The organism is Nocardioides epinepheli (assembly GCF_037936805.1).
Lineage (GTDB): Bacteria > Actinomycetota > Actinomycetes > Propionibacteriales > Nocardioidaceae > Nocardioides.
In genome coordinates this window covers 32041-52377 of the sequence record NZ_JBBMMC010000015.1, presented here as the reverse complement: position 1 = coordinate 52377, position 20337 = coordinate 32041, and the positions used below count along the sequence as shown (strand labels likewise).

Sequence of the window (20337 nt, the reverse complement as noted above, 5' to 3'; positions counted from 1 at the left end):
TGCTACCGGGGGCACCCTCACGAGAGCAGAGCAGCCAAGGTGCCGCCGAGCTCGTAGGCGGCCGCCCGCTCGGCCTCGTCGACGTCGCCGAGCACCTCCAGCACGTCGGCGGACTGCCGCCACGGGAGCGCCTGGACGATCGACTGCACGCTGCGCACCGCGCCGGTCGTGTCGTAGCGGCCGTGCACCCACAGTCCGTACGGCTTCGGCGGCCGTGGCCCGCCGTCGGCGGGCGCGCCCGAGCCGTCGTCGGTGAGCGCTCCGCCGGCCTGGAGGAAGATGGAGTCGAAGAAGTGCTTCAAGGCGCCGGACATGTAGCCGAAGTTGGCCGTGGTGCCGAGGAGGTAGCCGTCGGCGGCCAGGACGTCGTCGGCGCTCGCCTCCAGCGCGGGCCGCGCCACCACCTCGACGCCCTCGATCGCATCGTCGCGCGTGCCGGCGATCACCGCGTCGGTGAGCGACTGCACCAGCGGGGTCGGGGAGTGGTGGACGACGAGGAGCCGAGCCATGGCTCCAGACTACGGGCGCTCGGCGTTCGCCGGGCGGCTCGGCCGCAGCATCGGCGGCTGGACGTCGGTGGCGGTGCCGCGTCGGTAGAGCAGGGCCGGTCGCCCCTGCCCGGAGTCGCGCGGGGCGTCGGTCGGGACGACGAAGCCGTCGGTGCCGAGCACCTTGCGGCGGAAGTTGCCCAGGTCCGGCGGGGTGTCCCACACCGCGGTGTAGACGCGGCGCAGCTCCGGCAGGGTGAAGGGCTCGGTGACGAAGTCGAGGGCCAGGGTCGTGTACTCCAGCTTGGCGCGGATCCGCTCTCGCGCGTCGGCGAGGATCTCGGCGTGGTCGAAGGCGAGCCCGGGCGCGTCCGGCCCGCTGCCCAGGACGTCGTCGACGACCCACCAGCGGGCGCCGGCGGCGTCGGAGCCGGCCGAGGGCTCGGGCAGGTCGGGCGCGAAGGCCACGTGGGCCACCGAGACCACCCGCATCCGCGGGTCGCGGTCGGGTGCGGAGTAGGTGCGCAGCTGTTCGAGGTGCCCCTCGAACCGCTCGACGCCGGTCTCCTCGAGCAGCTCGCGCCAGGCGGCGGTCTCGGCGTCCTCGTCGATCTCGACGAAGCCGCCGGGCAGCGCCCAGGAGCCGGCGAAGGGCTCGGCGCCGCGCTGGACCAGCAGCACCGAGAGGGTTCCGTCGCGGATCGTGAAGACGGCCAGGTCGACGGTGACGGCGAACGGCGGGTGCTCGCTCATACCTCGGCCCCCGCATCGGCCATCTCGCGGACGGCGGCCTCACTGGAGGCCGGCGCGACACCAGCGTGCAGGCCCTCGAGCAGCCGGACGCCGAGGCCGTGGCGTCGCGCGTCGAGCACCGTGGCCCGCACGCAGTAGTCAGTGGCGATGCCGGCGACGTCGACCTCGGTGATCCCGAGCTGGTCGAGCAGGTCGGGCATCGGCACGCCGTCGTCGGTGACGCCCTCGAAGGCGCTGTAGGCGGCCTCGCCCATCCCCTTGCGGACGTGGTGCGTGATCGCGTCGGTGGCCAGTGCCGGCGCGTACTCGCTGCCCGCGGTCGTGGCGACGCAGTGGACCGGCCAGGTGCTCACGAAGTCGGGGTCGGTGCCGGGTGCGGCGAAGTGGCCGTCGTTGGTGCCGTCGGCGTCGTGCCAGTCGCGGGAGGCGATCACGGCGGCATAGTCGTCCGCGTGGGCGGCGAGGTGCTCGCTGATGGCGGCGGCCACGGCACGGCCGCCGGTGACACCCAGCGAGCCGCCCTCGACGAAGTCGTTCTGCACATCGACGACGATCAGGGCTTTCATGAGGCTGCTCCTTTGGTTTCGGCGAGTTCGGCGGTCAGGTACGGGGCGCCGGCGGCCACCCGGCGGGCGTCGGCGGGCAGCGAGGCGATCGCGTCGGCGCAGTGCTTGCGAACGGCGTCCAGGTCCGGCGTGTGGACGATCCGCCCTCCGCGGATGACCGGCACCTGGATCGGCACCGCTTCCTGGGAGGTGGGGGAGCCGGCCTGCTCCTCGGTGGTGTACCACTCGCGGGTGAGGACGCCGTCGTCGTAGTGGCGGTAGGCGGTCTTGTGGCCGCCGACGGAGATCTTGTCGTGCGACTTCTTCGCGACCGACCGGAGCGGGCCGTCGGGGGAGTCGGCGACGGCGACGAGCTTGTAGACCATGCTGGCGGTCGGATGGCCCGATCCGGTGGCCACCCGGGTGCCGACGCCGTAGCCGTCGATCGGCGCGTCGCCCAGGGCGGTGATCACGAACTCGTCGATGTCGCTGGTGGCGATGATCCGGGTGCCGGTGGCGCCCAGCGAGTCGAGCAGCGTGCGTGCCTTGACCGCCTCCTCGGCGAGGTCGCCGGAGTCGATCCGGATCGCGCCGAGCTCGGGTCCGGCGACCTCGATCGCGTTGCGGATGCCCTGCTCGGTGTCGTAGGTGTCGACCAGCAAGGTGGTGCCGACGCCCTGGGCCGCCACCTGGCTGCGGAAGGCCTCGAGCTCGGAGGTGTGGGCCAGGGTGAAGGCGTGGGCGGCGGTGCCCACCGTGGGCACGCCGTGGCGGCGTCCGGCGGCGAGGTTGCTGCTGGAGGCGAACCCGGCCAGGTATGCGGCGCGGGCGACGGCGATGGCGGCGTCCTCGTGGGTGCGCCGGCTGCCCATCTCGACCAGCGGTCGACCCTGCGCAGCCGTGGTCATGCGGGCCGCCGCGCTGGCGATCGCGCTGTCGTGGTTGAGGACGCTGAGCACGAGGGTCTCGAGCAGCACGCCCTCGCCGAGCGTGCTGCGCACGGTGAGGATCGGGCTGCCGGGGAAGTAGAGGTCCCCCTCGGGATAGGCGTCGATGTCGCCGCGGAACCGGAAGTCGGCCAGGTAGGCGGCGGTGGCGTCGTTGATCACGCCCTCGGCGAGCAGCCAGGCGATCTCGGACTCGTCGAAGGTGAAGGCCTCGATGAGTGGCAGCAGCCGGCCGAGACCACCCAGGACGCCGTAGCGGCGCCCCTCGGGGAGCCTACGGGCGAAGGCCTCGAAGATCGTCGGATTGTCGACGCTGCCGTCGGTGACGAACGACGAGAGCATGGTGAGCTCGTAGTGGTCGGTGAGCAGGCCGGGGGAGACGGCGGCAGCGGGGTCGAGCGGTGTGGTCATCTGCGCTCCTGATTTGTAGTCAAAGTGACTATAACACGCCGGATGGTGGCTCTCTAGGGTGTCGTCGTGGACGACCTGCGGAGGAGCGTGCTGGACGCCGAACGCTCCCTGGGGTCACGGACTGCCGCATGGGACGCCGTCCTGGCCACTGTGGCACGCGCCCAAGGTCTGGCCGATGCTGCACCCCCGGACGACGGGCTCGCCCCCTGGCGGGACCCCGACGCGATAGACCGGCTCGGCCCGGTCTACGAGTCGCTCCTGGACGATCGCCACGGCTCGGGCTCGTTCTACACGCCGCCGGCACTCGTGGAGTGGCTCCTGGACCGGGCGCTGTCCACGGACGCCGAGGGGCCGCTGCTCGATCCGGCCTGCGGCACGGGGAACGTCCTGGTGGCGGCGTTGCGCCGGCTCGGGCCCGAGGCCTCGGATCGACTGCACGGCACCGACCTCGACCCGATCGCGGTGGCCATCACCCGACTCCGGCTGCGGCGAGAGGCGCCCTCGGTCGAGCCACGAGTGCTGGCGGAGCGGATCCGTGTCGCCGACGGACTCGGGGAGCACCCGGCCGCGCCGTTCGCGGTCGTCATCGGCAACCCACCCTTCCTCGGCCAGCTGCGCGGACGCACCGCCGACCCGACGCGCCCGGGCCTGGGCGCCTACACCGACACCAGTGCCGCATTCCTGCACCGGTCCCTGAGCCTGGTCGAGACCGGTGGCGTGGTGGCCCTCGTGCAGCCGATCTCGGTACTGGCGGCCCGCGATGCCGGGCCGGTGCGCGACGCCGTCTCGGAGGTCGGCGCCGTTACCGACTTCTGGACCTCGACCACGCCGGTGTTCCCCGGAACCACCGTGATCACCTGCGCGCCCGTAGCGACCGTCGGTGCCGCGCCGCGTCCGGTGGCCACCTGGTCCGGGCCGGACGCCGTCCGCGGGCCCGACGTCGTCCTCGACCCCGGCGTGGGGGAGTGGGGCGCACTGGCGGCCCCCGCGCTGGGTCTCCCGGTCGTCCGCCCCCGGGCTGCCGGCGTGCTGGGCGACCTCGCCGAGTGCACCGCCGACTTCCGCGATCAGTACTACGGCCTCGTCCCGTTCGTCACCGACGGGATCGACGCGACGCCGCTGGTCACCTCCGGGCTGATCGACCCGGCCCGTTGCCACTGGGGACGCTCTGCGACGCGATTCGCGAAGCGATCCTTCAGCGCTCCCTCGGTCGACCTGGGCCGTCTCGAACGCGAGGGAACCCTCGCCGCGTGGGCCCGCGCGCGCCTGGTCCCGAAGGTGCTCGTCGCGACCCAGGGGCGGGTGATCGAGGCCGTCGTCGACGCCGACGGCGCGTGGCTGCCGTCGGTGCCGGTGGTCTCGGTGGTGCCGCCTGCGGATCGGCTGTGGCACGTCCTCGCCGTCCTGCTGTCCCCACCGGTGGTCGCCCTGGCCGCGGCCCGGTACGCCGGGACGGCCCTCGCGACGTCCGCGATCAAGCTCAGCGCCCGCCAGGTCGCGGCGCTCCCGCTGCCCGTGGACCACACCGCCTGGGACGACGGCGCCAGGCTCGCAAGGGCCGCCCAGGACGCCTCGGACGAGGATCTCGGTGACGCGCTGCGAGCCGTGGCTGAGCGGATGTGCGTGGCCTATGACGACGACTCGGCACTGCTCTGGTGGGTCGAGCGCGCCGAAACCCGAGTGCGCTCGCGCTCCTGACTGCCTACCGTCCATGCGGGGTTCATCCACGGACAACCCGCGCGCAACCGGGCCGAAGGGCGGCCAGGCAGATTAGGATCGACGACGGAAGGGGGTGCAGCGCCCATGACCACACTGGCCGGCACGGTGCTGCTCTACAACGCCTCCTTCGAGCCGCTGGGCCGGGTGAGCTTCAAGCATGCGGTCAAGATGCTGGTGCGCGAGGTCGCGGTGGTGCACGAGGCGCACCCCGAGCGGATGATCGGCCCCTACCAGTGGCCGCGGGCACTCCGCCTGGTGCGCTACGTGGCCACCAAATGGCTCTACCGGCCGGCCGGCTACACCCGCCACGGCGTGCTGGCCCGCGATCGGCACCGCTGTGCCTACTGCGGTGACCGCGCCCAGACCATCGACCACCTCCTGCCGCGCTCGCGCGGCGGTGGCTGGACCTGGCTGAACACGGTCGCCGCCTGCAGCGCCTGCAACGAGCGCAAGGGCAACCGCACCCCGGGCGAGGCCGGCATGCGGCTGCGCATCGAGCCCTGGCACCCCACCCGCGCCCAGGTCGCCGCCTGGTCCTGAGCCGGATCGGTCCGGCGGGGCTTCGGACTGCGCGGCTGCGGCGGGATTTCCCCGGTCGACCGGGGAAATATGAACTTGGGGGCCGATATCCCGGCCTCCAAGTTCATGGATCGGCCGCCCGGTGTGACGGGTGGGACGGCGCGAGGTGGGCGGACGGAGGGTTGTCAGCGCGTTCGTCAGGCGAGCACGGCCCGCAACGGAGCAGGGACGTCGTCGATCGGCACCGCCTCGGCCAGCAAGGTGGCGTAGGTGAGCTTGTGGCCGCTGCGGGCGCCGAGCCAGCGACGCAACCGGGCGTGATCGGTGCGGTCGCGCTGCGCGGGCTGCTGCGCCATCCGCTCGTACGACGTGCGCTCGCCCTGCGCGTCGACCACCGCGAGCACCCCCGGCACCCCGACCGCCCGGATCAGCTCGTCCTCGAGGTCGGCGTGACACACGTAGGCCTCGACCGACAAGCCCGGCGAGGCGCCGAGCACCCGCGCGACGTAGCCCGCCTCGGCCGCGTCATGCAACAGCCGCACTGGACCGGTCGCCGTGCGCAGGTGGGCGCGCAGGTTGGTGATCCCGGCCATCGCCACCGCCTCGACGCGGCCGGCGCCGAGGCGCCGCGCGCACACCTCCACCGCGGCGCGGTCGCTCTCACCCTCGACGAGGATCACCGCGGCGCCGCTGCCACCACGGCGTCAAGCTCCAGCTCGTAGACCCACCGCGGGTCGAGCAGGCCCGCGACCACGACCATCGTCGAGGCCGGCCGGATGTCGCCGAAGACCTCGCCGTGCACGGCTCCCACCGCCTCGGCCACATCGGCGGACACGACGTACTGCCGGGTCCGGACGACGTCCTCGGGGCGACCGCCCAGCTCGGCGAGCGCGCCGAGTGCGATCTCGAGGCAGCGGCGCGCCTGCGCGGCGGGATCGGGGTCCACCGTGCCGTCGGGCCAGACCGGCGCCGTCCCGCTGACCGAGACCAGGTCGCCCACCCGGACCGCGCGGCTGAAACCGATGCTCTGCTCGTACGGCGATCCCGACGACACCTGTGTGCGCTGCATGGCAGCAACCTATTCAGTACGTCGTGTCCGTGCATCCGGCTAACGTGCCGTGGGTGAGTGATGAGTCGATGATCCGTGCCGTCGGGCTTCGCAAGTCCTTCGGCGACTTCGAGGCCGTCAAGGGCATCGACGTCGACGTCCGCCGGGGCGAGGCGTTCGGCTTCCTCGGCCCCAACGGCGCGGGCAAGTCCTCCACCATGCGGATGATCGCGGCCGTCTCGCCGGTCAGCGGAGGCGAGCTGCGGATCATGGGGATGGACCCCGCCACCGACGGACCCGCGATCCGCGGGCTGCTCGGCGTGTGCCCGCAGGAAGACACCCTCGACGTCGAGCTGAGCGTGCGCGACAACCTCTACGTCTACGGCCGCTACTTCGGGATGCCGAAGGCCGAGGTCAACGCCCGCGCCGACGAGCTGCTGGAGTTCGTCAACCTCACCGACAAGGCCAAGGCCAAGGTCGACGACCTCTCCGGCGGCATGAAGCGCCGTCTCACCATCGCGCGCAGCCTGATCAACCGTCCCGAGCTGCTGCTGCTCGACGAGCCGACCACCGGACTCGACCCGCAGGCCCGCCACGTCCTGTGGGACCAGCTGTTCCGGCTCAAGCAGCAGGGCGTCACCCTGGTCCTCACCACCCACTACATGGACGAGGCCGAACAGCTGTGCGATCGCCTGGTGGTGATGGACAAGGGAGTCATCGCCGCCGAGGGCTCGCCACGCGAGCTCATCGACCGGTACTCCAGCCGCGAGGTGGCCGAGCTGCGCTTCGGCCTCGCCGAGGAGGGCGCCACCCACGAGACGCTCGCCGACAAGATCGCCGACCTCGGGGAGCGGGTCGAGGTGCTGCCCGACCGGCTCCTCGTCTACGCCGCCGACGGCGACGAGGTGATCGCCAAGGTGCACGAGCGCGGACTCGAACCGGTCGCCACGCTGGTCCGGCGCAGCACGCTGGAGGACGTCTTCCTCCGCCTCACCGGCCGGACGCTGGTCGACTGATGGCCGGCGCGCTCACCCTGCGCGAGGGGGTCGGCCGCCAGGTCGACTACTGGAAGACCGTCACCCTGCGGACCTGGCGCGGCAGTGTGGTCTCCAGCTTCGTCGCGCCACTGTTCTACGTGCTTGCGATGGGCGTCCTGCTCGGCGGCTTCATCGACGGCGATCCCGACCGGCTCGAGGGGGCGACGTCCTACCTCGCGTTCCTCGTCCCAGGGTTGGTCGCCGCGCACGCCATGCAGACCGCGGTCGCCGAGACCTCCTATCCGGTGATGGGCAACCTGAAGTGGAACCGGGTCTATGAGTCGATGATCGCCACGCCGCTCACCGTGCGCGACGTCGTGGCCGCCCACCTCGGCTTCGTGGCCGTGCGGGTGGCGGTCAGCGTCGGCGTCTTCGACCTCGTCGTCGCGCCGTTCGGAGTGTTCGAGTCGTGGTGGGGGCCCTTCGTGGCGTTCGCGGCCCAGGTGCTCACCGGCATGGCCTTCGCCACCTTGACGTTCGGATTCGCCTGCCGGGTCGAGTCCGAGGCCGCCTTCGGCGTGCTCTTCCGCATCGGCGTGTTCCCGCTGTTCCTGTTCAGCGGCGCCTTCTTCCCCGTCAGCAATCTCGGCGACGTCGGCGCCTGGGCGGCCCGGCTCACCCCGCTGTGGCAGGGGGTCAGCCTGTCGCGGATGTTCTCCCTCGACCACATCGACTGGACCACGGCCGCGATCAACACCGTCGTCCTGGTGGTGCTCTGCGCGATCGGCTGGCGCTGGTCGGTCTCGGGCCTCGAGAAGCGGATGGCCACATGAGCACCCCACCGACTTCCGCGCTCGGCTCGCTGCGCTCGCCTGCGGCGCAACTCGTCGGGGACCCCGCATGAGCGCCCGGGTCCCGATCGTCCCGCTCACCTCCTGGCAGGCCGCCCTCCTGCTGGTCGAGCGCAACGCGATCTCCTACCGCTCGGCGTGGAAGCTCTTCCTCACCGGCTTCCTCGAGCCGGTCCTCTACCTGTTCTCGATCGGGATCGGCGTCGGGCAGCTGATCGAGTCCTTCGAGTTCAACGGGCAGACGATCCCCTACGCCGAGTTCGTCGCACCCGGCATGCTCGCCGCCTCGGCTTTCAACGGCGCCCTGATGGACTCCACCTACAACGTCTTCTTCAAGCTGCGCTATCTCAAGCTCTACGACCAGGTGCTGGCCACGCCCATGCGCACGATCGACATCGCCCGCGGCGAGATCATGTGGGGGCAGATCCGCGGCGGGTCCTACTCGGCCGCCTTCCTGCTCGTGATGCTGGCCCTGGGCTATCTCCAGAGCTGGTGGGCCCTGCTCGCGCTGCCGGCGGCGCTCCTCATCGGGTACGCCTTCAGTGCGGTGTGCATGGCACTCACCACCTGGATGCGCTCGTGGCAGGACTTCGAGAAGATCACCTTGATCCAGCTGCCGATGTTCTTGTTCTCGGCGACCTTCTTCCCGGTCACCTCCTACGACGGCATCCTGCGGTTCGTGGTCGAGTGCACCCCGCTCTACCGCGGCGTCGTCCTGTGTCGCGAGCTCACCACCGGCACGCCTACGGTCGCCTCGGTGATTTCGGTGGTCTACCTGGTGGCGATGGGTGCCTTAGGGCTCTGGCTGACGCGACGACGTCTCGACCGGCTGCTCCTCACCTGAGGTTTGGCCCCACCGCGTCCCGGTTAGGTTCGCAAGCGTGATCAAGTGGGTGATCGGCGGCGTCGCGCTCGTGGTGCTGGCCGTGGGACTGTGGGCCTTCCAACCGTGGCGGCTGTGGACCTCGAGCCATGTCGACGAGGCGCTCCCGATGTCGCAGGCCACCGACTCCGGCGGCGAGTCCGGTCCCGCGGGCGAGTCCGACGGGCCGACCACGCCCGGGCAGCCGAGCGCGAAGGAGCCCGGAGAGCAGGCCCCCGACCTCGTCGAGCACGGCTCGGGCGACTTCGTCGACGCCGAGCACGGCACCACCGGCACGGCCTCCATCATCGAGCTCGGCGACGGCCGGCGATTCGTGCGCCTGGACGACCTGGCCACCTCCGACGGGCCCGACTTGGTCGTGGCCCTCTCGAACGCGCCCAGCGGCGGCGAATGGGGCTCCTACGACGACGATCGCTACGTCGACCTCGGCGACCTCAAGGCCACCCACGGCAACCAGAACTACGAGATCCCCGACGACGTCGACCTGGATGGACTCACGACGGTGGTGATCTGGTGCGACCGGTTCAACGTGGCCTTCGGCACGGCCGCGGTCGCGTGAGCCCCGCCCGAGGGCTTCTCGGCGCCGCGATCGCGCTGGTGCTGATGACCGGCGCACTGTCCGGCTGCGGGACGATCAAGGGCATCTGGGAGGCCGAGAAGGAGCCCGCCGACTACGGCGACGTCGCGGCCGCGGTGAGGGCAGCGGTGCCGCGGATCGTCGAGGTCGACGAGCCGTCCCGGTCGACCAACGGCTTCGGCCACCGGCTCAGCCTCGGGATGGAGTCGGACTCGGCCGAGCCGTTCACCGTCGAGGAGCTCGACGCCCTGCTCGAGGCGATCTGGACGGCATTGCCGTGGGAGCCGAACACGGTCAGCGTCGTCGTCGGCGCCGACTCCCCGGAGGGGCCCGTCGGCGTCGATCTGCGCACGGCCGCTGCGGACCTCGCCCCCCTCGTCGTCAGGGAGGCGGGCCAGGGAGGGGTGAGTGTGACTGGGCTGCAGGACCGCTACGGCGACTGGTCGGCTCCGGAGTAGACGCAACGGCAGCGGCGGCGTACGGGGTTGGGATACTCGGCGGGTGCGCGACACCAAGGACTGGACGTGGGTGCTCGACGCCCGCTGCGACGCCTGCGGATTCGACGCGCCGCGCACCGATGTCGACGCGATCGGGGGAGCCCTGCGCGAGAACGCCCGGTCGTGGGAGGCCGCCCTCCGCGGCCCGGCTCCCTCGAAGCGCCCGCGCCCCGTGGTCGGTGACCGAGTACGCCTGCCACGTGCGCGACGTCCACGACCTGTTCCGCCACCGGGTGCAGGCCGTTCTCGACCAGGACGAGCCACGGTTCGCGAACTGGGACCAGGACGCCGTTGCCGCCGAGCGCCGCTACGACCTGGCCGATCCGGCAGCGGTCGCCGCCGAGCTGAGCTCGGCGGCCGAGCAGGTCGCCGGTCGCTATGAGGCCGTAGCGGGCACCGCCTGGGACCGCACCGGCGTGCGCGGGGACGGGCGCGTGTTCACCGTGGCCTCGCTCGCCCGCTACCACCTGCACGACGTCGTGCACCACATCTGGGACGTCCGCACGCAGCTGACCCTGGCCGCCTACGACGCCGACGCGGCGGCCTACCGCGAGGCGACCGTCGCGCTCACCGAGCCGGTGCGAGCCGCGGTCGACGACTTCGCGGACCGTCTCCCCGAGCAGGCGCGGGTGCTGGAGATCGGCAGCGGTGGTGGGCGGGACGCGCTCGCCCTCGAGGAGCGCGGTGTGCGGGTACGGCGCACCGACGTCACCCGTGGCTTCGTCGACCGGCTGCGGGCCGACGGCCACCGCGCCGACGTCTTGGACCCGCTGCGCGATGAGCTGCTGGACGAGACCGGGCGGCGTTACGACGGGATCTGGGCCAACGCCTCCCTGCTCCACGTCGCGCGCGCCGACCTGCCCACGGTGCTGGAGCGGCTCGCGGAGGCCACCGAGCCCGGGGGCGTACTGCGGATGACCCTCAAGGAGGGCGACGGTGCGGGCTGGTCGACCCACGGCAGCATCCGGGCGCCGAGGATGTTCACCTACTGGCGCGAACCGGCGCTGCGATCGGTCGCCGAACAGGCCGGCTGGCGCGTCGACAGAGTGCAGCGCGGGGAGGTTGGGCAGCGCGGCGAGCGGTGGCTCGACGTCGTTGCGTACCGTGGGTGCCCGTGAGGCACACCGAGTTCTGGGCACGCATGGAGCGCGCCCTCGGCGCGGCCTACTGCCGCACCTGGGCCGACCAGATGGTGCTGGCCGACCTCGACCGGCGTACCCCGCAGCAGGCGCTGGACGCCGGGGTGCCGCCCAAGCAGGTCTGGGCCGCGGTGTGGCGGTCCCTGGAGCTCCCCGACTCCGAGCGCTGAGCGGCCCGCATCGGCCGGTACCGACCGACACGCCGGGACCCGCGTCCCGAACATCTGTTCGATCGCCGGATAGGTTCTCTCCACAGGCATGACGCGGACCGAGGTTGTCCACAGGCACGACAGCGCTGACCAGGCATTGTCGGTGGCTCGCTCTAGCGTCGTCGATGTGCCTGGCCCACGACGAGAGACAAGGAAGCAACCCATGGCTGGAGACCGCGACAAGGCCCTCGACACTGCTCTGCTCAACATCGAGAAGCAGTTCGGCAAGGGCTCGGTGATGCGCCTCGGAGACGAGACGCGCGCCCCCCTCGAGATCATCCCCACCGGATCGATCGCCCTCGACGTCGCACTCGGCCTCGGCGGCCTGCCGCGCGGCCGCGTCGTGGAGATCTACGGACCGGAGTCCTCCGGTAAAACAACGGTGGCGCTGCACGCGGTGGCCAACGCCCAGGCGCGCGGCGGCATCGTCGCCTTCATCGACGCCGAGCACGCACTCGACCCCGAGTACGCCAAGGCCCTCGGCGTCGACACCGACGCGCTGCTGGTCTCCCAGCCCGACTCCGGCGAGCAGGCGCTCGAGATCGCCGACATGCTGATCCGCTCCGGCGCCCTCGACCTGATCGTCATCGACTCCGTGGCCGCACTGGTGCCCCGCGCCGAGATCGAGGGCGAGATGGGCGACAGCCACGTCGGCCTCCAGGCCCGCCTGATGAGCCAGGCGCTGCGGAAGATGACCGGTGCGCTCAACAACTCCGGCACCACCGCGATCTTCATCAACCAGCTGCGCGAGAAGATCGGGGTCATGTTCGGCTCGCCCGAGACCACCACCGGTGGTCGGGCGCTGAAGTTCTACTCCTCGGTCCGGCTCGACGTGCGCCGCATCGAGACCCTCAAGGACGGCACCGACATGGTCGGCAACCGGACCCGGGTCAAGGTCGTCAAGAACAAGGTGGCCCCGCCGTTCAAGCAGGCCGAGTTCGACATCATGTACGGCAAGGGCATCAGCCGCGAGGGTGGCCTCATCGACGTCGGCGTCGAGGCGGGCATCATCCGCAAGGCCGGCGCCTGGTACACCTACGAGGGCGACCAGCTGGGGCAGGGCAAGGAGAACGCACGCACCTTCCTCAAGGACAACCCCGACCTGGCCAACGAGCTGGAGAAGAAGATCCTCGAGAAGCTCGGCGTCGGCCCGAACGTCGACGACCCGGCCGAGGCGCTCTCGGAGGCTCCGATCGGTGTCGACGACTTCTGAGTCCGACCGCTGGCGTGGCGACGTCCACGCCGGGGTGCAGGCCTGGGTCCGGCAGGCGCCGGCCCGGGCCGGCCGAGAGGCGGAGCCCCCGCCGGACACGAAGGCGCTCGGCCCTGACGCCGACCCGGAGTCGGTGGCCCGCACCATCCTGCTCGACCAGCTCACCGGCCGGGCCCGCTCGCGCCGGGAGCTGGCCGACAAGCTCGCCGGGCGTGGTGTGCCCGACGAGATCGCCGAGCGCCTGCTCGACCGTTTCGAGGAGGTCGGCCTGATCGACGACGCGGCCTTCGCCCGCGGCTGGGTCGAGGGCCGGCAGAGCGCCAAGGGGCTCGCGCGTCGTGCCCTGGCCCAGGAGCTGCGCCGCAAGGGCGTCGACGACGAGGTCGCCCGGGCCGCGCTCGACGAGGTGGATCCGGCCGAGGAGGAGGAGGCCGCACGTCGGCTGGTCCGGCGCAAGCTGCGCTCGCTGAGCCGGGTCGACGACGTCACCGCGACCCGCCGGCTGGTCGGCATGCTCGGGCGCAAGGGCTATCCGGCCGGGCTGGCCTTCGCGGTGGTGCGCGAGGAGCTGGCCGATGCCGGCCGCGACGACCCGACCGCCGACGCGGACCTGGGCGACTCCTAGCGCCGCGCGCGAGGGACACGTCAGACTGCTCCGGTGAGCTCCGAGCGCGAAGTGCTGACCTATCCGTTGTTCGGGGAGGCGGTCGGCGACCTGGCCCGACAGGTCGTCGACTCCGGCTACGAGCCGGATCTGGTCCTGGCGATCGCCCGCGGGGGACTCGGCCTGGCGATGGGCCTGGGCTACGCCCTGGACGTGAAGAACCTCTCCGCGGTGAACGTCGAGTTCTACACCGGCGTCGACGAGCGGCTCGACGTGCCGATCATGCTGCCGCCGACGCCCGACGCGATCGACCTGTCCGGCCTGAAGGTGCTCATCGCCGACGACGTGAGCGACAGCGGTCGCACCCTGGAGCATGTGCGCGCCTTCATCGCCGGACACGTCGCCGACGCCCGGATCGCGGTCATCTACGAGAAGCCGCAGACCATCGTCCACGCCGACTACGTGTGGCGGCACACCGACCGCTGGATCGACTTCCCCTGGTCGGCCGCCGGCCCGATCGTCGACCGGCGCGGCGGCCTGGCCCATTGAGCCGTGGATGCGCCGATCGAGGTCGGCACGCCCCAGGGAGTGCTCGCTGGGGTGAGCGCACCTGACGAGTCGTGGTGGTCGGCGGCCCGCCGCCTCGCCGCGACCGCGGGAGCAGCGGTCGGCGGTGCCGACCCGGCAGCGGTGGACCTGTCGGGGCCGGTGAAGCGGTTCGAGATCGACCCGGACCTCCGGATCACGCTGCGACCGATGACGCCGGGCGACCTGCCCGACGTCGTCCGGTGGCGCACGGCCGAGCATGTGCGACGCTGGTGGGCAGGCGACGGCGAGCCGACGCCTGAGGCGGTCACCGCGCTCTATCTGCGGCGGATCACGGGTGCCGAGCCCACGCGGATGTGGGTCTGGGAGGTGAACGGCCGGTCGGTCGGATTCGTGCAGGACTACGCGATCGCCGACTACCCGGAGTACGCGCTGCTGACTCCCGACTCCAGCGCGCTCGGCGTCGACTACCTGATCGGCGAGCCGGAGTGGGTGGGGCGCGGTCTCGGGACCCGATGCCTGTGGGCCTGGGCGGTGCACGCCGTCCGGCGTGAGGCTCAGGTGCCCTCGTTCTTCGCCGCGCCCGACCATCGCAACCGGCCGTCGCTGCGGGTGCTGGCCAAGGTCGGCTTCGTGGAGGGCCTGTGGTTCGACGAGCCCCAGCTCGACGGGTCGGTCGACACCGTCATCGGCTGCACCCTCGACGTCCCGCGGGTGCTCGGTGGTCCGGTCGATCGGTCGGGAGGCACTCAATAGGGTGAGGGCATGAGCATCCGCGACGCGTTGCGCCTCCCTGCCGGACCGGTCGACCTGAAGTCCATCGAGACCGATGCCGCGCCCGGCTACGACGGCAAGAAGGCCGACGGCGAGGCCGCGCTCGCCGCGATGGGCCCCGAGTTGGCCGACCTGCAGGAGCGGCTGTTCGCCGAGGGGCGCACCGGCGGCACCCGCAACATCCTGCTGGTGCTCCAGGGCATGGACACCTCCGGCAAGGGCGGGACGCTGCGGCACACCGTCGGGCTGGTCGACCCGCAGGGCGTGCGGATCACCTCCTTCAAGGCGCCCACCGAGGAGGAGCGCAGCCACGACTTCCTCTGGCGGATCGAGCGGGCGCTGCCGGGGCCGGGCATCCTCGGGGTCTTCGACCGCTCCCACTACGAGGACGTGCTGATCGGTCGGGTCCGCTCGCTGGCGCCACCGGAGGAGATCGAGCGGCGCTACGGCGCGATCAACGACTTCGAGAGGCGCTTGGCAGACTCCGGCACGACCGTGGTCAAGTGCATGCTGCACATCAGCGCCGAGGAGCAGAAGCAGCGGCTCCTGGCCCGGCTCGACGACCCGTCGAAATACTGGAAGTTCAACCCCGGCGACATCGACGAGCGCGCCCTGTGGGGCGAGTACCGCGCCGCCTACGACCTCGCGTTGGAGAAGACCAACACCGAGATCGCACCCTGGTACGTGATCCCGGCCGACAAGAAGTGGTACCGCAACCTGGCCGTGGGCACTCTGCTGCTGGACACCCTGCGCGATCTCGACCCGCAGTGGCCGCCGGCGGACTTCGACGTCGACGTCGAGCGCGCCCGCCTGCTCGACGAGACCCCGGTCGAGTGAGTCTGGAACGGGTCGTCGTCACCCGCTACGTCACTCCGCTCCGAGAGGGCGGCAGCATGCCCGGCGTCGTCGAGGCCGACGACCTGGGCACCTATGTGTGCAAGTTCCGTCGCGCCGGGCAGGGCCCGCGGGTACTGGTGGCTGAGGTGATCGTGGGGGAGCTGGCGCGCCGGATCGGCCTGCGGACCCCGCGCCAGGTCGTCCTCGACCTCGACTCCGAGATCGCCCGCTACGAGGCCGACGAGGAGGTCCAGGACCTGCTCACCGCGAGTGTCGGGTCCAACCTGGGTATCGACTTCCTGCCTGGATCCTTCGGCTTCGACGGCGACGCTGCGACGTCGGCGGAGATCGCGGGCAGGGTCGTCTGGCTCGACGCCTTCACCGCGAACGTCGATCGCTCCTGGCGCAATCCCAACCTGCTGCTGTGGGGGGAGGACCTGTGGGTCATCGACCACGGCGCCTCGCTCTACTTCCACCACGCCTGGTCCGGCGGTCTCACGGATCCGGCCCGCTTCGCCGCGCAGCCCTGGGACGCCGGCGACCACGTCCTGCGCCGCCGGGCCGGCGACCTGGCGAAGGTCGACGAGGAGCTGTCCGCGCTGGTGACCCCGGAGCTGCTCTCCGAGGTGATCGACCTCGTGCCCGACGAGTGGCTCGAGCCGGTCCCGGGCGCCGAGACGCCGCAGGCCCTGCGCGAGGCCTACCTCGCCTTCCTCACCGCCCGCCTCGGAACCCGTCAGTGGCTGCCGACGTGAGCAGCGACCAGGCCATGCGGCGCGCGTACCAGTACGTCGCCCTGCGCTGCGTGCCCAGGGTCGATCGTGAGGAGTTCCTCAACGTCGGCGTCGTGCTCTACTGCCAGGCCACCGACTTCCTCGCCGCCGCCTGGCACCTCGACACCGACCGCCTCGACGCCTTGGGCGACGTCGTCGACGCCGACCAGCTCCGCGCCGCGCTCACCTACGTCGACGCCGTGTGCGCGGGCGCGCCGGAGGCCGGCAGCGCCGGGGAGGCCCCGCTGAGCCAGCGCTTCGGCTTCCTCAAGGCGCCCCGAAGCACGGTCCTCCAGCCGGGCCCCGTCCACGGCGGCCTCACCACCGACCCCGCCCGCCAGCTCGACCACCTGCTCCACCACCTGGTCGGAGGTTGAGCACCCCGCCCGGAGGTTGAGCAAGCGAGCGCCAGCGAGCGCCAGCGAAACCCCGGGAACCCGCGCTGCCAACGCTCGATGCTGGTTGGCAGCCCAGGGCCAGACGTCTCGACACGCGGGTCGCGACCTCGTCCCTCGGTCGCGCCGCTTGCTCGACGACCATCGATCCCGCCGGACTCGTACCTCGTCCGGCGGGATCAGACCGGGACGAGTTCCACGGCGCCGACGGCGTAGCGGGCCAGGACGACGCGGGCGATCTCGGGGTGGGCGCCCATCGGCTCCGAGACGGCCACGGCGCCGGCCTCCAGGGCCAGCTCGGCGGCGCGGTCGGTCAGCTCACCGGGTGTGAGGAAGAGCGAGGCGACCGCGATGTGGCGGCGTCCCTCGGCGCGGAAGGCGCGCACGGCCTCACCGGTCGCCGGGGGTGCGCTGGCGGCGTAGGCCGCGGTGACCGGGAGCCGGTGGTGGGTGCCCCACAGCCGGGCGAGCCGCGCCACGGTCTGGTTGGCCAGCGCATCGGTCGAGCCGGCGGCGGCCAGGACCAGAGCGTCGAGCTCGCGGACCCGGGAGGCGCGCAGGACCTCGCGCAGCCGCTCGTCGAGCACCTCCAGGTAGCACGTCTCCAGACCGAGGTCTGCGCTGACGCGCACCTGCAGGCCGTGGTGGCGTGCGGTGGCCTCGGCGACGGCGTCCGCGACCCCGGGCACCTCGGCGCCGGAGCCGTCGGAGAGCGCCAGCGGCACCACGACGATCTCCTCGTGGCCGGCCTTCACGAGGCGGTCGATCACGGCCTGGAACTCCGGGCGCACCCGGCGCGTACGGGCCGCGCCGGTGTCGAGGAAGGCGCGCTCGACGCGGAGGTCGGGGCGCTGCGCCTTCACCTCCTCGACCAATGCGGTGATCGTCTTGGTGGATCGGGAGTCCCGGCTCGCGTGAGCCAGGGCGACCAAGGCGGGAGCAGCCATCAGCGCTGCCTCCTCTCATTCTCGCGAGCGGGGATCATGAGTGGATCCCGCACTCGGTCTTGTTGGTGCCGGCCCAGCGCCCGCTGCGCGGGTCCTCTCCGGGCGCGACGCGTCGGGTGCAGGGTGCGCACCCGATCGACGGGTAGCCGTCGTAGACGAGCGGATTCACCAGGACGCCGTTGTCGGCGATGTACCGCTCTACCTGCTCATCGCTCCATCGCGCGAGCGGGGAGACCTTCACTTTGCCCTTCTTCGCATCCCAGCCGATGACCGGCGCGATGACCCGGTTGTGGGTCTCCGCGCGCCGTAGGCCGGTGGCCCAGGCGTCGTAGCCGGCGAGGGCGTCGGCCAGCGGCGCGACCTTGCGCAGTGCGCAGCACCGGTCGGGGTCGGTGCGGAAGAGGTCCTTGCCGTAGGCGGCGTCCTGCTCGGCGACGCTCTGCTTCGGCGTGATGCTCAGCAGGCTCACCTCCATCGTGGCCGCCACGGCGTCACGGGTGCCGATGGTCTCGACGAAGTGGTAGCCGGTGTCGAGGAACACCACGTCGATGCCCGGCACCACCTTCGAGGCGACGTGGGCCAACACGGCGTCGCCCATCGAGGAGGTGACCGCGAACCGCTTACCGAACGTCGCCGCGGCCCACTCGATGATCGTCTCGGCGGGCGCGAGCTCGAGCTCGGCGCCCCAGTGGGAGACCAGGTCGCGCAGCTGCTCTGGGGAGCGCCCCTCGGTCGCGACGCCGCGGGCGTCGCGAGCGGTCTGGGTGGCGAGCGTGGTCATCGGACGACGCCGTCCGGACGCAGCTGGCCGACCAGCTTCAAGGAGAAGACGCGCTGGCAGTCGCGGCACTCCCACGAGCCGTGGGTCGCCTCGTGCGGCCAGAGGTTCTGGTCGCCGCAGTAGGGGCAGTGGAAGGGGATCGCGCGCTCGCTCATACCGCTTCCAGCACCTTCTCGCCGCGCAACAGGTCCTCGTCGGCGCGCGCGACCCACGCGGAGAAGGACTCCTCGGCGCCGGTGCGGTCATCGAGGTAGTTGGTGACGATCGCAGTGATGTAGTCGTCGAGGCCGGCGCTGGTGACCTTGTGGGCACGCAGCTTGCGGCCGAAGTTCGCGTTCAGCCCGGTGGCGCCGCCCAGGTGCACCTGGAAGCCCTCGACCTGCTGTCCCTCCGACATCACCAGCTGGCCCTTGAGCCCGATGTCGGCGACCTGGGTGCGGGCGCAGGCGTTCGGGCAACCGTTCACGTTCACGGTGATCGGCGTGTCGAGCTCGGGGAAGCGCTGCTCGAGCTCGCCCACCAGACGACGGGCGCGCTCCTTGGTGTCGACGATCGCGAGCTTGCAGAACTCGATACCGGTGCAGGCCATCGTGTTGCGCCGCCAGTTGGACGGGCGCGCGGAGAGCCCGATCTCCTCGAGACGGGCCACGAGGGGCTCGACGCGCTCGGGCTCGACGCCGATCAGCACGATCTTCTGGTACGGGGTCAGACGGGCGCCGTCGACGCCGAACTCCTCGATGAGGTCGGCGAGCTGCACCAAGACGGTGCCCGAGATGCGACCGGCGATCGGTGCGACGCCGACGTAGCGCCTGCCGTCGCGCTGCTCGTGGATGCCGATGTGGTCGCGGTGGCCCTCCGGCGAGGGCGGCGAGGGGCAGGAGACGAGCTTGCGGCCGAGGTACTCGTTCTCGACGACCTCGCGGAACTTCTCGATGCCCCAGTCGGCGACCAGGAACTTCAGCCGCGCGCGCGAGCGCAACCGCCGGTACCCGTAGTCACGGAAGACCGAGGCCACCGCCGACCAGGCGTCGGCCACCTCGTCGAGCGGGATCCAGACCCCCATCTTCTGCGCGAGCATCGGGTTGGTCGACAGGCCGCCACCTACCCAGAGGTCGAAGCCCGGGCCGTGCTCGGGGTGGACGGTGCCGACGAACGAGACGTCGTTGGTCTCGGGGGAGACGTCGTGGCTGGGGTGCCCGGTGACCGCGGTCTTGAACTTGCGGGGGAAGTTGGAGAACGCCGGGTCGCCGATGAACCGCTCGTAGATCTCCTCCAGCGCCGAGGTGCCGTCGATGATCTCGTCGGTGGCGACGCCGGCGACGGGGGAGCCGAGGAAGGGCCGCGGGGAGTCGCCGCACGCCTCCAGGCTGCTCAGCCCGGCCTGGTCCAGCTGCTCCCAGATCGACGGCACGTCCTCGATCCGGATCCAGTGGTACTGGATGTTCTCCCGGTCGGTGACGTCGGCGGTGTCGCGGGCGTAGTCGACGCCGATGCGGCCCAGCGCGCGGACCGCGTCGTGGGAGAGCAGGCGCCCGTCGGAGCGCACGCGGAGCATGAAGTACTCGTCGTCGAGCTCCTCCTCGCTCAGGGTCGCGGTCTTGCCGCCGTCGAAGCCCGGAGCGCGCTGGGTGTAGAGGCCCATCCACCGGAAGCGGCCGCGCAGGTCGGCGGGGTCGATCGAGGCGAAGCCGCGCTTGGAGTAGGTATGGAGGATCCGGTCACGGACGTTGAGCGGATCGTCGTCCTTCTTGGACTGCTCGTTCTTGTTCAGCGGCTCGCTGTAGCCCAGCGCCCACTGCCCCTCCGCCCGCTTGGGACGGGGGATCTCGGTGTGAGCGGCCGGCTTGGCCTGGTAGCGCCGATCGGTCATGGCAATGTCCTTCGCTGAAGCGTCGCCGCCGCGG

General features: G+C 71.7%; 26 protein-coding genes. 16 read left to right on the top strand and 10 right to left on the bottom strand.

Features of this window, described 5'->3' with window-relative positions; translation table 11 throughout:
• Window positions 1-17: 17 nt before the first annotated feature.
• From WMR31_RS18255 to WMR31_RS18240, 4 genes are read right to left on the bottom strand one after another with little or no spacing between them, the layout of a single operon-like run.
• Complete coding sequence (locus WMR31_RS18255) at window positions 18-509, bottom strand: flavodoxin family protein (protein ID WP_340540318.1); 492 nt, start codon at window positions 507-509, stop codon at window positions 18-20.
• A gap of 9 nt (window positions 510-518) precedes the next feature.
• Window positions 519-1241 (bottom strand): NUDIX hydrolase, encoded by a 723-nt coding sequence (locus WMR31_RS18250; RefSeq protein WP_340540317.1) that lies wholly within the window; start codon window positions 1239-1241, stop codon window positions 519-521.
• A complete protein-coding gene (locus tag WMR31_RS18245) occupies window positions 1238-1807 on the bottom strand; it encodes an isochorismatase family protein (protein WP_340540316.1) in 570 nt (189 codons plus the stop codon). The genes WMR31_RS18250 and WMR31_RS18245 overlap by 4 nt, the downstream gene beginning before the upstream one ends.
• Window positions 1804-3144 carry a nicotinate phosphoribosyltransferase gene (locus WMR31_RS18240; protein WP_340540315.1) on the bottom strand — a complete coding sequence of 447 codons (1341 nt, stop codon included), beginning with the start codon at window positions 3142-3144 and terminating at the stop codon, window positions 1804-1806. The genes WMR31_RS18245 and WMR31_RS18240 overlap by 4 nt, the downstream gene beginning before the upstream one ends.
• Before the next feature lie 66 nt (window positions 3145-3210).
• On the opposite strand from WMR31_RS18240, the gene WMR31_RS18235 reads away from it, so the two are divergent.
• Together WMR31_RS18235 and WMR31_RS18230 are read left to right on the top strand one after the other, a co-directional pair.
• Entirely contained in the window at window positions 3211-4842 is a 1632-nt protein-coding gene (locus tag WMR31_RS18235) for an N-6 DNA methylase (protein WP_340540314.1), read from the top strand.
• 105 nt (window positions 4843-4947) lie between these two features.
• On the top strand, window positions 4948-5403 hold the full coding sequence (locus tag WMR31_RS18230) for an HNH endonuclease (protein ID WP_340540313.1): 456 nt from the start codon (window positions 4948-4950) through the stop codon (window positions 5401-5403).
• A gap of 176 nt (window positions 5404-5579) precedes the next feature.
• On the opposite strand, the gene WMR31_RS18225 is transcribed toward WMR31_RS18230, so the two are convergent.
• Together WMR31_RS18225 and WMR31_RS18220 are read right to left on the bottom strand one after the other, a co-directional pair.
• Window positions 5580-6062 carry a hypothetical protein gene (locus WMR31_RS18225; protein ID WP_340540312.1) on the bottom strand — a complete coding sequence of 161 codons (483 nt, stop codon included), beginning with the start codon at window positions 6060-6062 and terminating at the stop codon, window positions 5580-5582.
• Complete coding sequence (locus tag WMR31_RS18220; protein WP_340540311.1) at window positions 6059-6451, bottom strand: RidA family protein; 393 nt, start codon at window positions 6449-6451, stop codon at window positions 6059-6061. The genes WMR31_RS18225 and WMR31_RS18220 overlap by 4 nt, the downstream gene beginning before the upstream one ends.
• A 53-nt stretch (window positions 6452-6504) precedes the next feature.
• Between WMR31_RS18220 and WMR31_RS18215 the strand changes: the two genes are divergently transcribed.
• From WMR31_RS18215 to WMR31_RS18150, 14 genes are all read left to right on the top strand, one after another.
• Window positions 6505-7446, top strand: coding sequence for an ABC transporter ATP-binding protein (locus tag WMR31_RS18215; RefSeq protein ID WP_445321648.1), 942 nt, complete (start codon window positions 6505-6507; stop codon window positions 7444-7446).
• Complete coding sequence (locus tag WMR31_RS18210; RefSeq protein WP_340540310.1) at window positions 7446-8240, top strand: ABC transporter permease; 795 nt, start codon at window positions 7446-7448, stop codon at window positions 8238-8240. The genes WMR31_RS18215 and WMR31_RS18210 overlap by 1 nt, the downstream gene beginning before the upstream one ends.
• Before the next feature lie 67 nt (window positions 8241-8307).
• Complete coding sequence (locus WMR31_RS18205) at window positions 8308-9102, top strand: ABC transporter permease (protein ID WP_340540309.1); 795 nt, start codon at window positions 8308-8310, stop codon at window positions 9100-9102.
• A gap of 37 nt (window positions 9103-9139) precedes the next feature.
• Window positions 9140-9700 carry a DM13 domain-containing protein gene (locus tag WMR31_RS18200; protein WP_340540308.1) on the top strand — a complete coding sequence of 187 codons (561 nt, stop codon included), beginning with the start codon at window positions 9140-9142 and terminating at the stop codon, window positions 9698-9700.
• On the top strand, window positions 9697-10176 hold the full coding sequence (locus tag WMR31_RS18195) for a hypothetical protein (RefSeq protein WP_340540307.1): 480 nt from the start codon (window positions 9697-9699) through the stop codon (window positions 10174-10176). The genes WMR31_RS18200 and WMR31_RS18195 overlap by 4 nt, the downstream gene beginning before the upstream one ends.
• Before the next feature lie 218 nt (window positions 10177-10394).
• Window positions 10395-11333 (top strand): class I SAM-dependent methyltransferase, encoded by a 939-nt coding sequence (locus WMR31_RS18190; RefSeq protein ID WP_340540306.1) that lies wholly within the window; start codon window positions 10395-10397, stop codon window positions 11331-11333.
• Window positions 11330-11524: a DUF3046 domain-containing protein gene (locus WMR31_RS18185; protein WP_340540305.1), complete on the top strand. Its 195-nt coding sequence runs from the start codon at window positions 11330-11332 to the stop codon at window positions 11522-11524. Before WMR31_RS18190 ends, WMR31_RS18185 begins: the two co-directional genes overlap by 4 nt.
• A gap of 202 nt (window positions 11525-11726) precedes the next feature.
• Window positions 11727-12776 carry a recombinase RecA gene (gene recA / locus WMR31_RS18180; RefSeq protein ID WP_340540304.1) on the top strand — a complete coding sequence of 350 codons (1050 nt, stop codon included), beginning with the start codon at window positions 11727-11729 and terminating at the stop codon, window positions 12774-12776.
• A complete protein-coding gene (locus WMR31_RS18175) occupies window positions 12760-13401 on the top strand; it encodes a regulatory protein RecX (protein WP_340540303.1) in 642 nt (213 codons plus the stop codon). Before recA ends, WMR31_RS18175 begins: the two co-directional genes overlap by 17 nt.
• A 33-nt stretch (window positions 13402-13434) precedes the next feature.
• Window positions 13435-13929 (top strand): phosphoribosyltransferase, encoded by a 495-nt coding sequence (locus WMR31_RS18170; RefSeq protein ID WP_340540302.1) that lies wholly within the window; start codon window positions 13435-13437, stop codon window positions 13927-13929.
• Window positions 13930-13932: 3 nt separating this feature from the next.
• On the top strand, window positions 13933-14682 hold the full coding sequence (locus tag WMR31_RS18165) for a GNAT family N-acetyltransferase (RefSeq protein ID WP_340540301.1): 750 nt from the start codon (window positions 13933-13935) through the stop codon (window positions 14680-14682).
• Between the two features lie 9 nt (window positions 14683-14691).
• Window positions 14692-15537, top strand: a complete 846-nt coding sequence (locus tag WMR31_RS18160) for a PPK2 family polyphosphate kinase (protein ID WP_340540300.1) — start codon at window positions 14692-14694, stop codon at window positions 15535-15537.
• Complete coding sequence (locus WMR31_RS18155) at window positions 15534-16292, top strand: HipA family kinase (protein ID WP_340540299.1); 759 nt, start codon at window positions 15534-15536, stop codon at window positions 16290-16292. The genes WMR31_RS18160 and WMR31_RS18155 overlap by 4 nt, the downstream gene beginning before the upstream one ends.
• Complete coding sequence (locus tag WMR31_RS18150) at window positions 16289-16687, top strand: DUF3037 domain-containing protein (RefSeq protein ID WP_340540298.1); 399 nt, start codon at window positions 16289-16291, stop codon at window positions 16685-16687. Before WMR31_RS18155 ends, WMR31_RS18150 begins: the two co-directional genes overlap by 4 nt.
• 197 nt (window positions 16688-16884) lie before the next feature.
• Here the strand turns inward: WMR31_RS18150 and WMR31_RS18145 are convergent, their stop codons facing one another.
• From WMR31_RS18145 to WMR31_RS18130, 4 genes are read right to left on the bottom strand one after another with little or no spacing between them, the layout of a single operon-like run.
• Window positions 16885-17652 carry a sirohydrochlorin chelatase gene (locus WMR31_RS18145; protein ID WP_340540297.1) on the bottom strand — a complete coding sequence of 256 codons (768 nt, stop codon included), beginning with the start codon at window positions 17650-17652 and terminating at the stop codon, window positions 16885-16887.
• 34 nt (window positions 17653-17686) lie between these two features.
• Window positions 17687-18433 carry a phosphoadenylyl-sulfate reductase gene (locus WMR31_RS18140; protein WP_340540296.1) on the bottom strand — a complete coding sequence of 249 codons (747 nt, stop codon included), beginning with the start codon at window positions 18431-18433 and terminating at the stop codon, window positions 17687-17689.
• Window positions 18430-18588 carry a hypothetical protein gene (locus WMR31_RS18135; protein WP_340540295.1) on the bottom strand — a complete coding sequence of 53 codons (159 nt, stop codon included), beginning with the start codon at window positions 18586-18588 and terminating at the stop codon, window positions 18430-18432. The genes WMR31_RS18140 and WMR31_RS18135 overlap by 4 nt, the downstream gene beginning before the upstream one ends.
• Window positions 18585-20303 (bottom strand): nitrite/sulfite reductase, encoded by a 1719-nt coding sequence (locus WMR31_RS18130; RefSeq protein WP_340540294.1) that lies wholly within the window; start codon window positions 20301-20303, stop codon window positions 18585-18587. The genes WMR31_RS18135 and WMR31_RS18130 overlap by 4 nt, the downstream gene beginning before the upstream one ends.
• Window positions 20304-20337 lie beyond the last annotated feature (34 nt).

Coding starts and splice junctions, on each gene's coding strand:
- WMR31_RS18255 (WP_340540318.1), bottom strand. CDS start 509: ATGGCTCGGCTCCTCGTCGTCCACCACTCCCCGACCCCGCTGGTGCAG.
- WMR31_RS18250 (WP_340540317.1), bottom strand. CDS start 1,241: ATGAGCGAGCACCCGCCGTTCGCCGTCACCGTCGACCTGGCCGTCTTC.
- WMR31_RS18245 (WP_340540316.1), bottom strand. CDS start 1,807: ATGAAAGCCCTGATCGTCGTCGATGTGCAGAACGACTTCGTCGAGGGC.
- WMR31_RS18240 (WP_340540315.1), bottom strand. CDS start 3,144: ATGACCACACCGCTCGACCCCGCTGCCGCCGTCTCCCCCGGCCTGCTC.
- WMR31_RS18230 (WP_340540313.1), top strand. CDS start 4,948: ATGACCACACTGGCCGGCACGGTGCTGCTCTACAACGCCTCCTTCGAG.
- WMR31_RS18220 (WP_340540311.1), bottom strand. CDS start 6,451: ATGCAGCGCACACAGGTGTCGTCGGGATCGCCGTACGAGCAGAGCATC.
- WMR31_RS18210 (WP_340540310.1), top strand. CDS start 7,446: ATGGCCGGCGCGCTCACCCTGCGCGAGGGGGTCGGCCGCCAGGTCGAC.
- WMR31_RS18205 (WP_340540309.1), top strand. CDS start 8,308: ATGAGCGCCCGGGTCCCGATCGTCCCGCTCACCTCCTGGCAGGCCGCC.
- recA (WP_340540304.1), top strand. CDS start 11,727: ATGGCTGGAGACCGCGACAAGGCCCTCGACACTGCTCTGCTCAACATC.
- WMR31_RS18160 (WP_340540300.1), top strand. CDS start 14,692: ATGAGCATCCGCGACGCGTTGCGCCTCCCTGCCGGACCGGTCGACCTG.
- WMR31_RS18145 (WP_340540297.1), bottom strand. CDS start 17,652: ATGGCTGCTCCCGCCTTGGTCGCCCTGGCTCACGCGAGCCGGGACTCC.
- WMR31_RS18140 (WP_340540296.1), bottom strand. CDS start 18,433: ATGACCACGCTCGCCACCCAGACCGCTCGCGACGCCCGCGGCGTCGCG.
- WMR31_RS18135 (WP_340540295.1), bottom strand. CDS start 18,588: ATGAGCGAGCGCGCGATCCCCTTCCACTGCCCCTACTGCGGCGACCAG.
- WMR31_RS18130 (WP_340540294.1), bottom strand. CDS start 20,303: ATGACCGATCGGCGCTACCAGGCCAAGCCGGCCGCTCACACCGAGATC.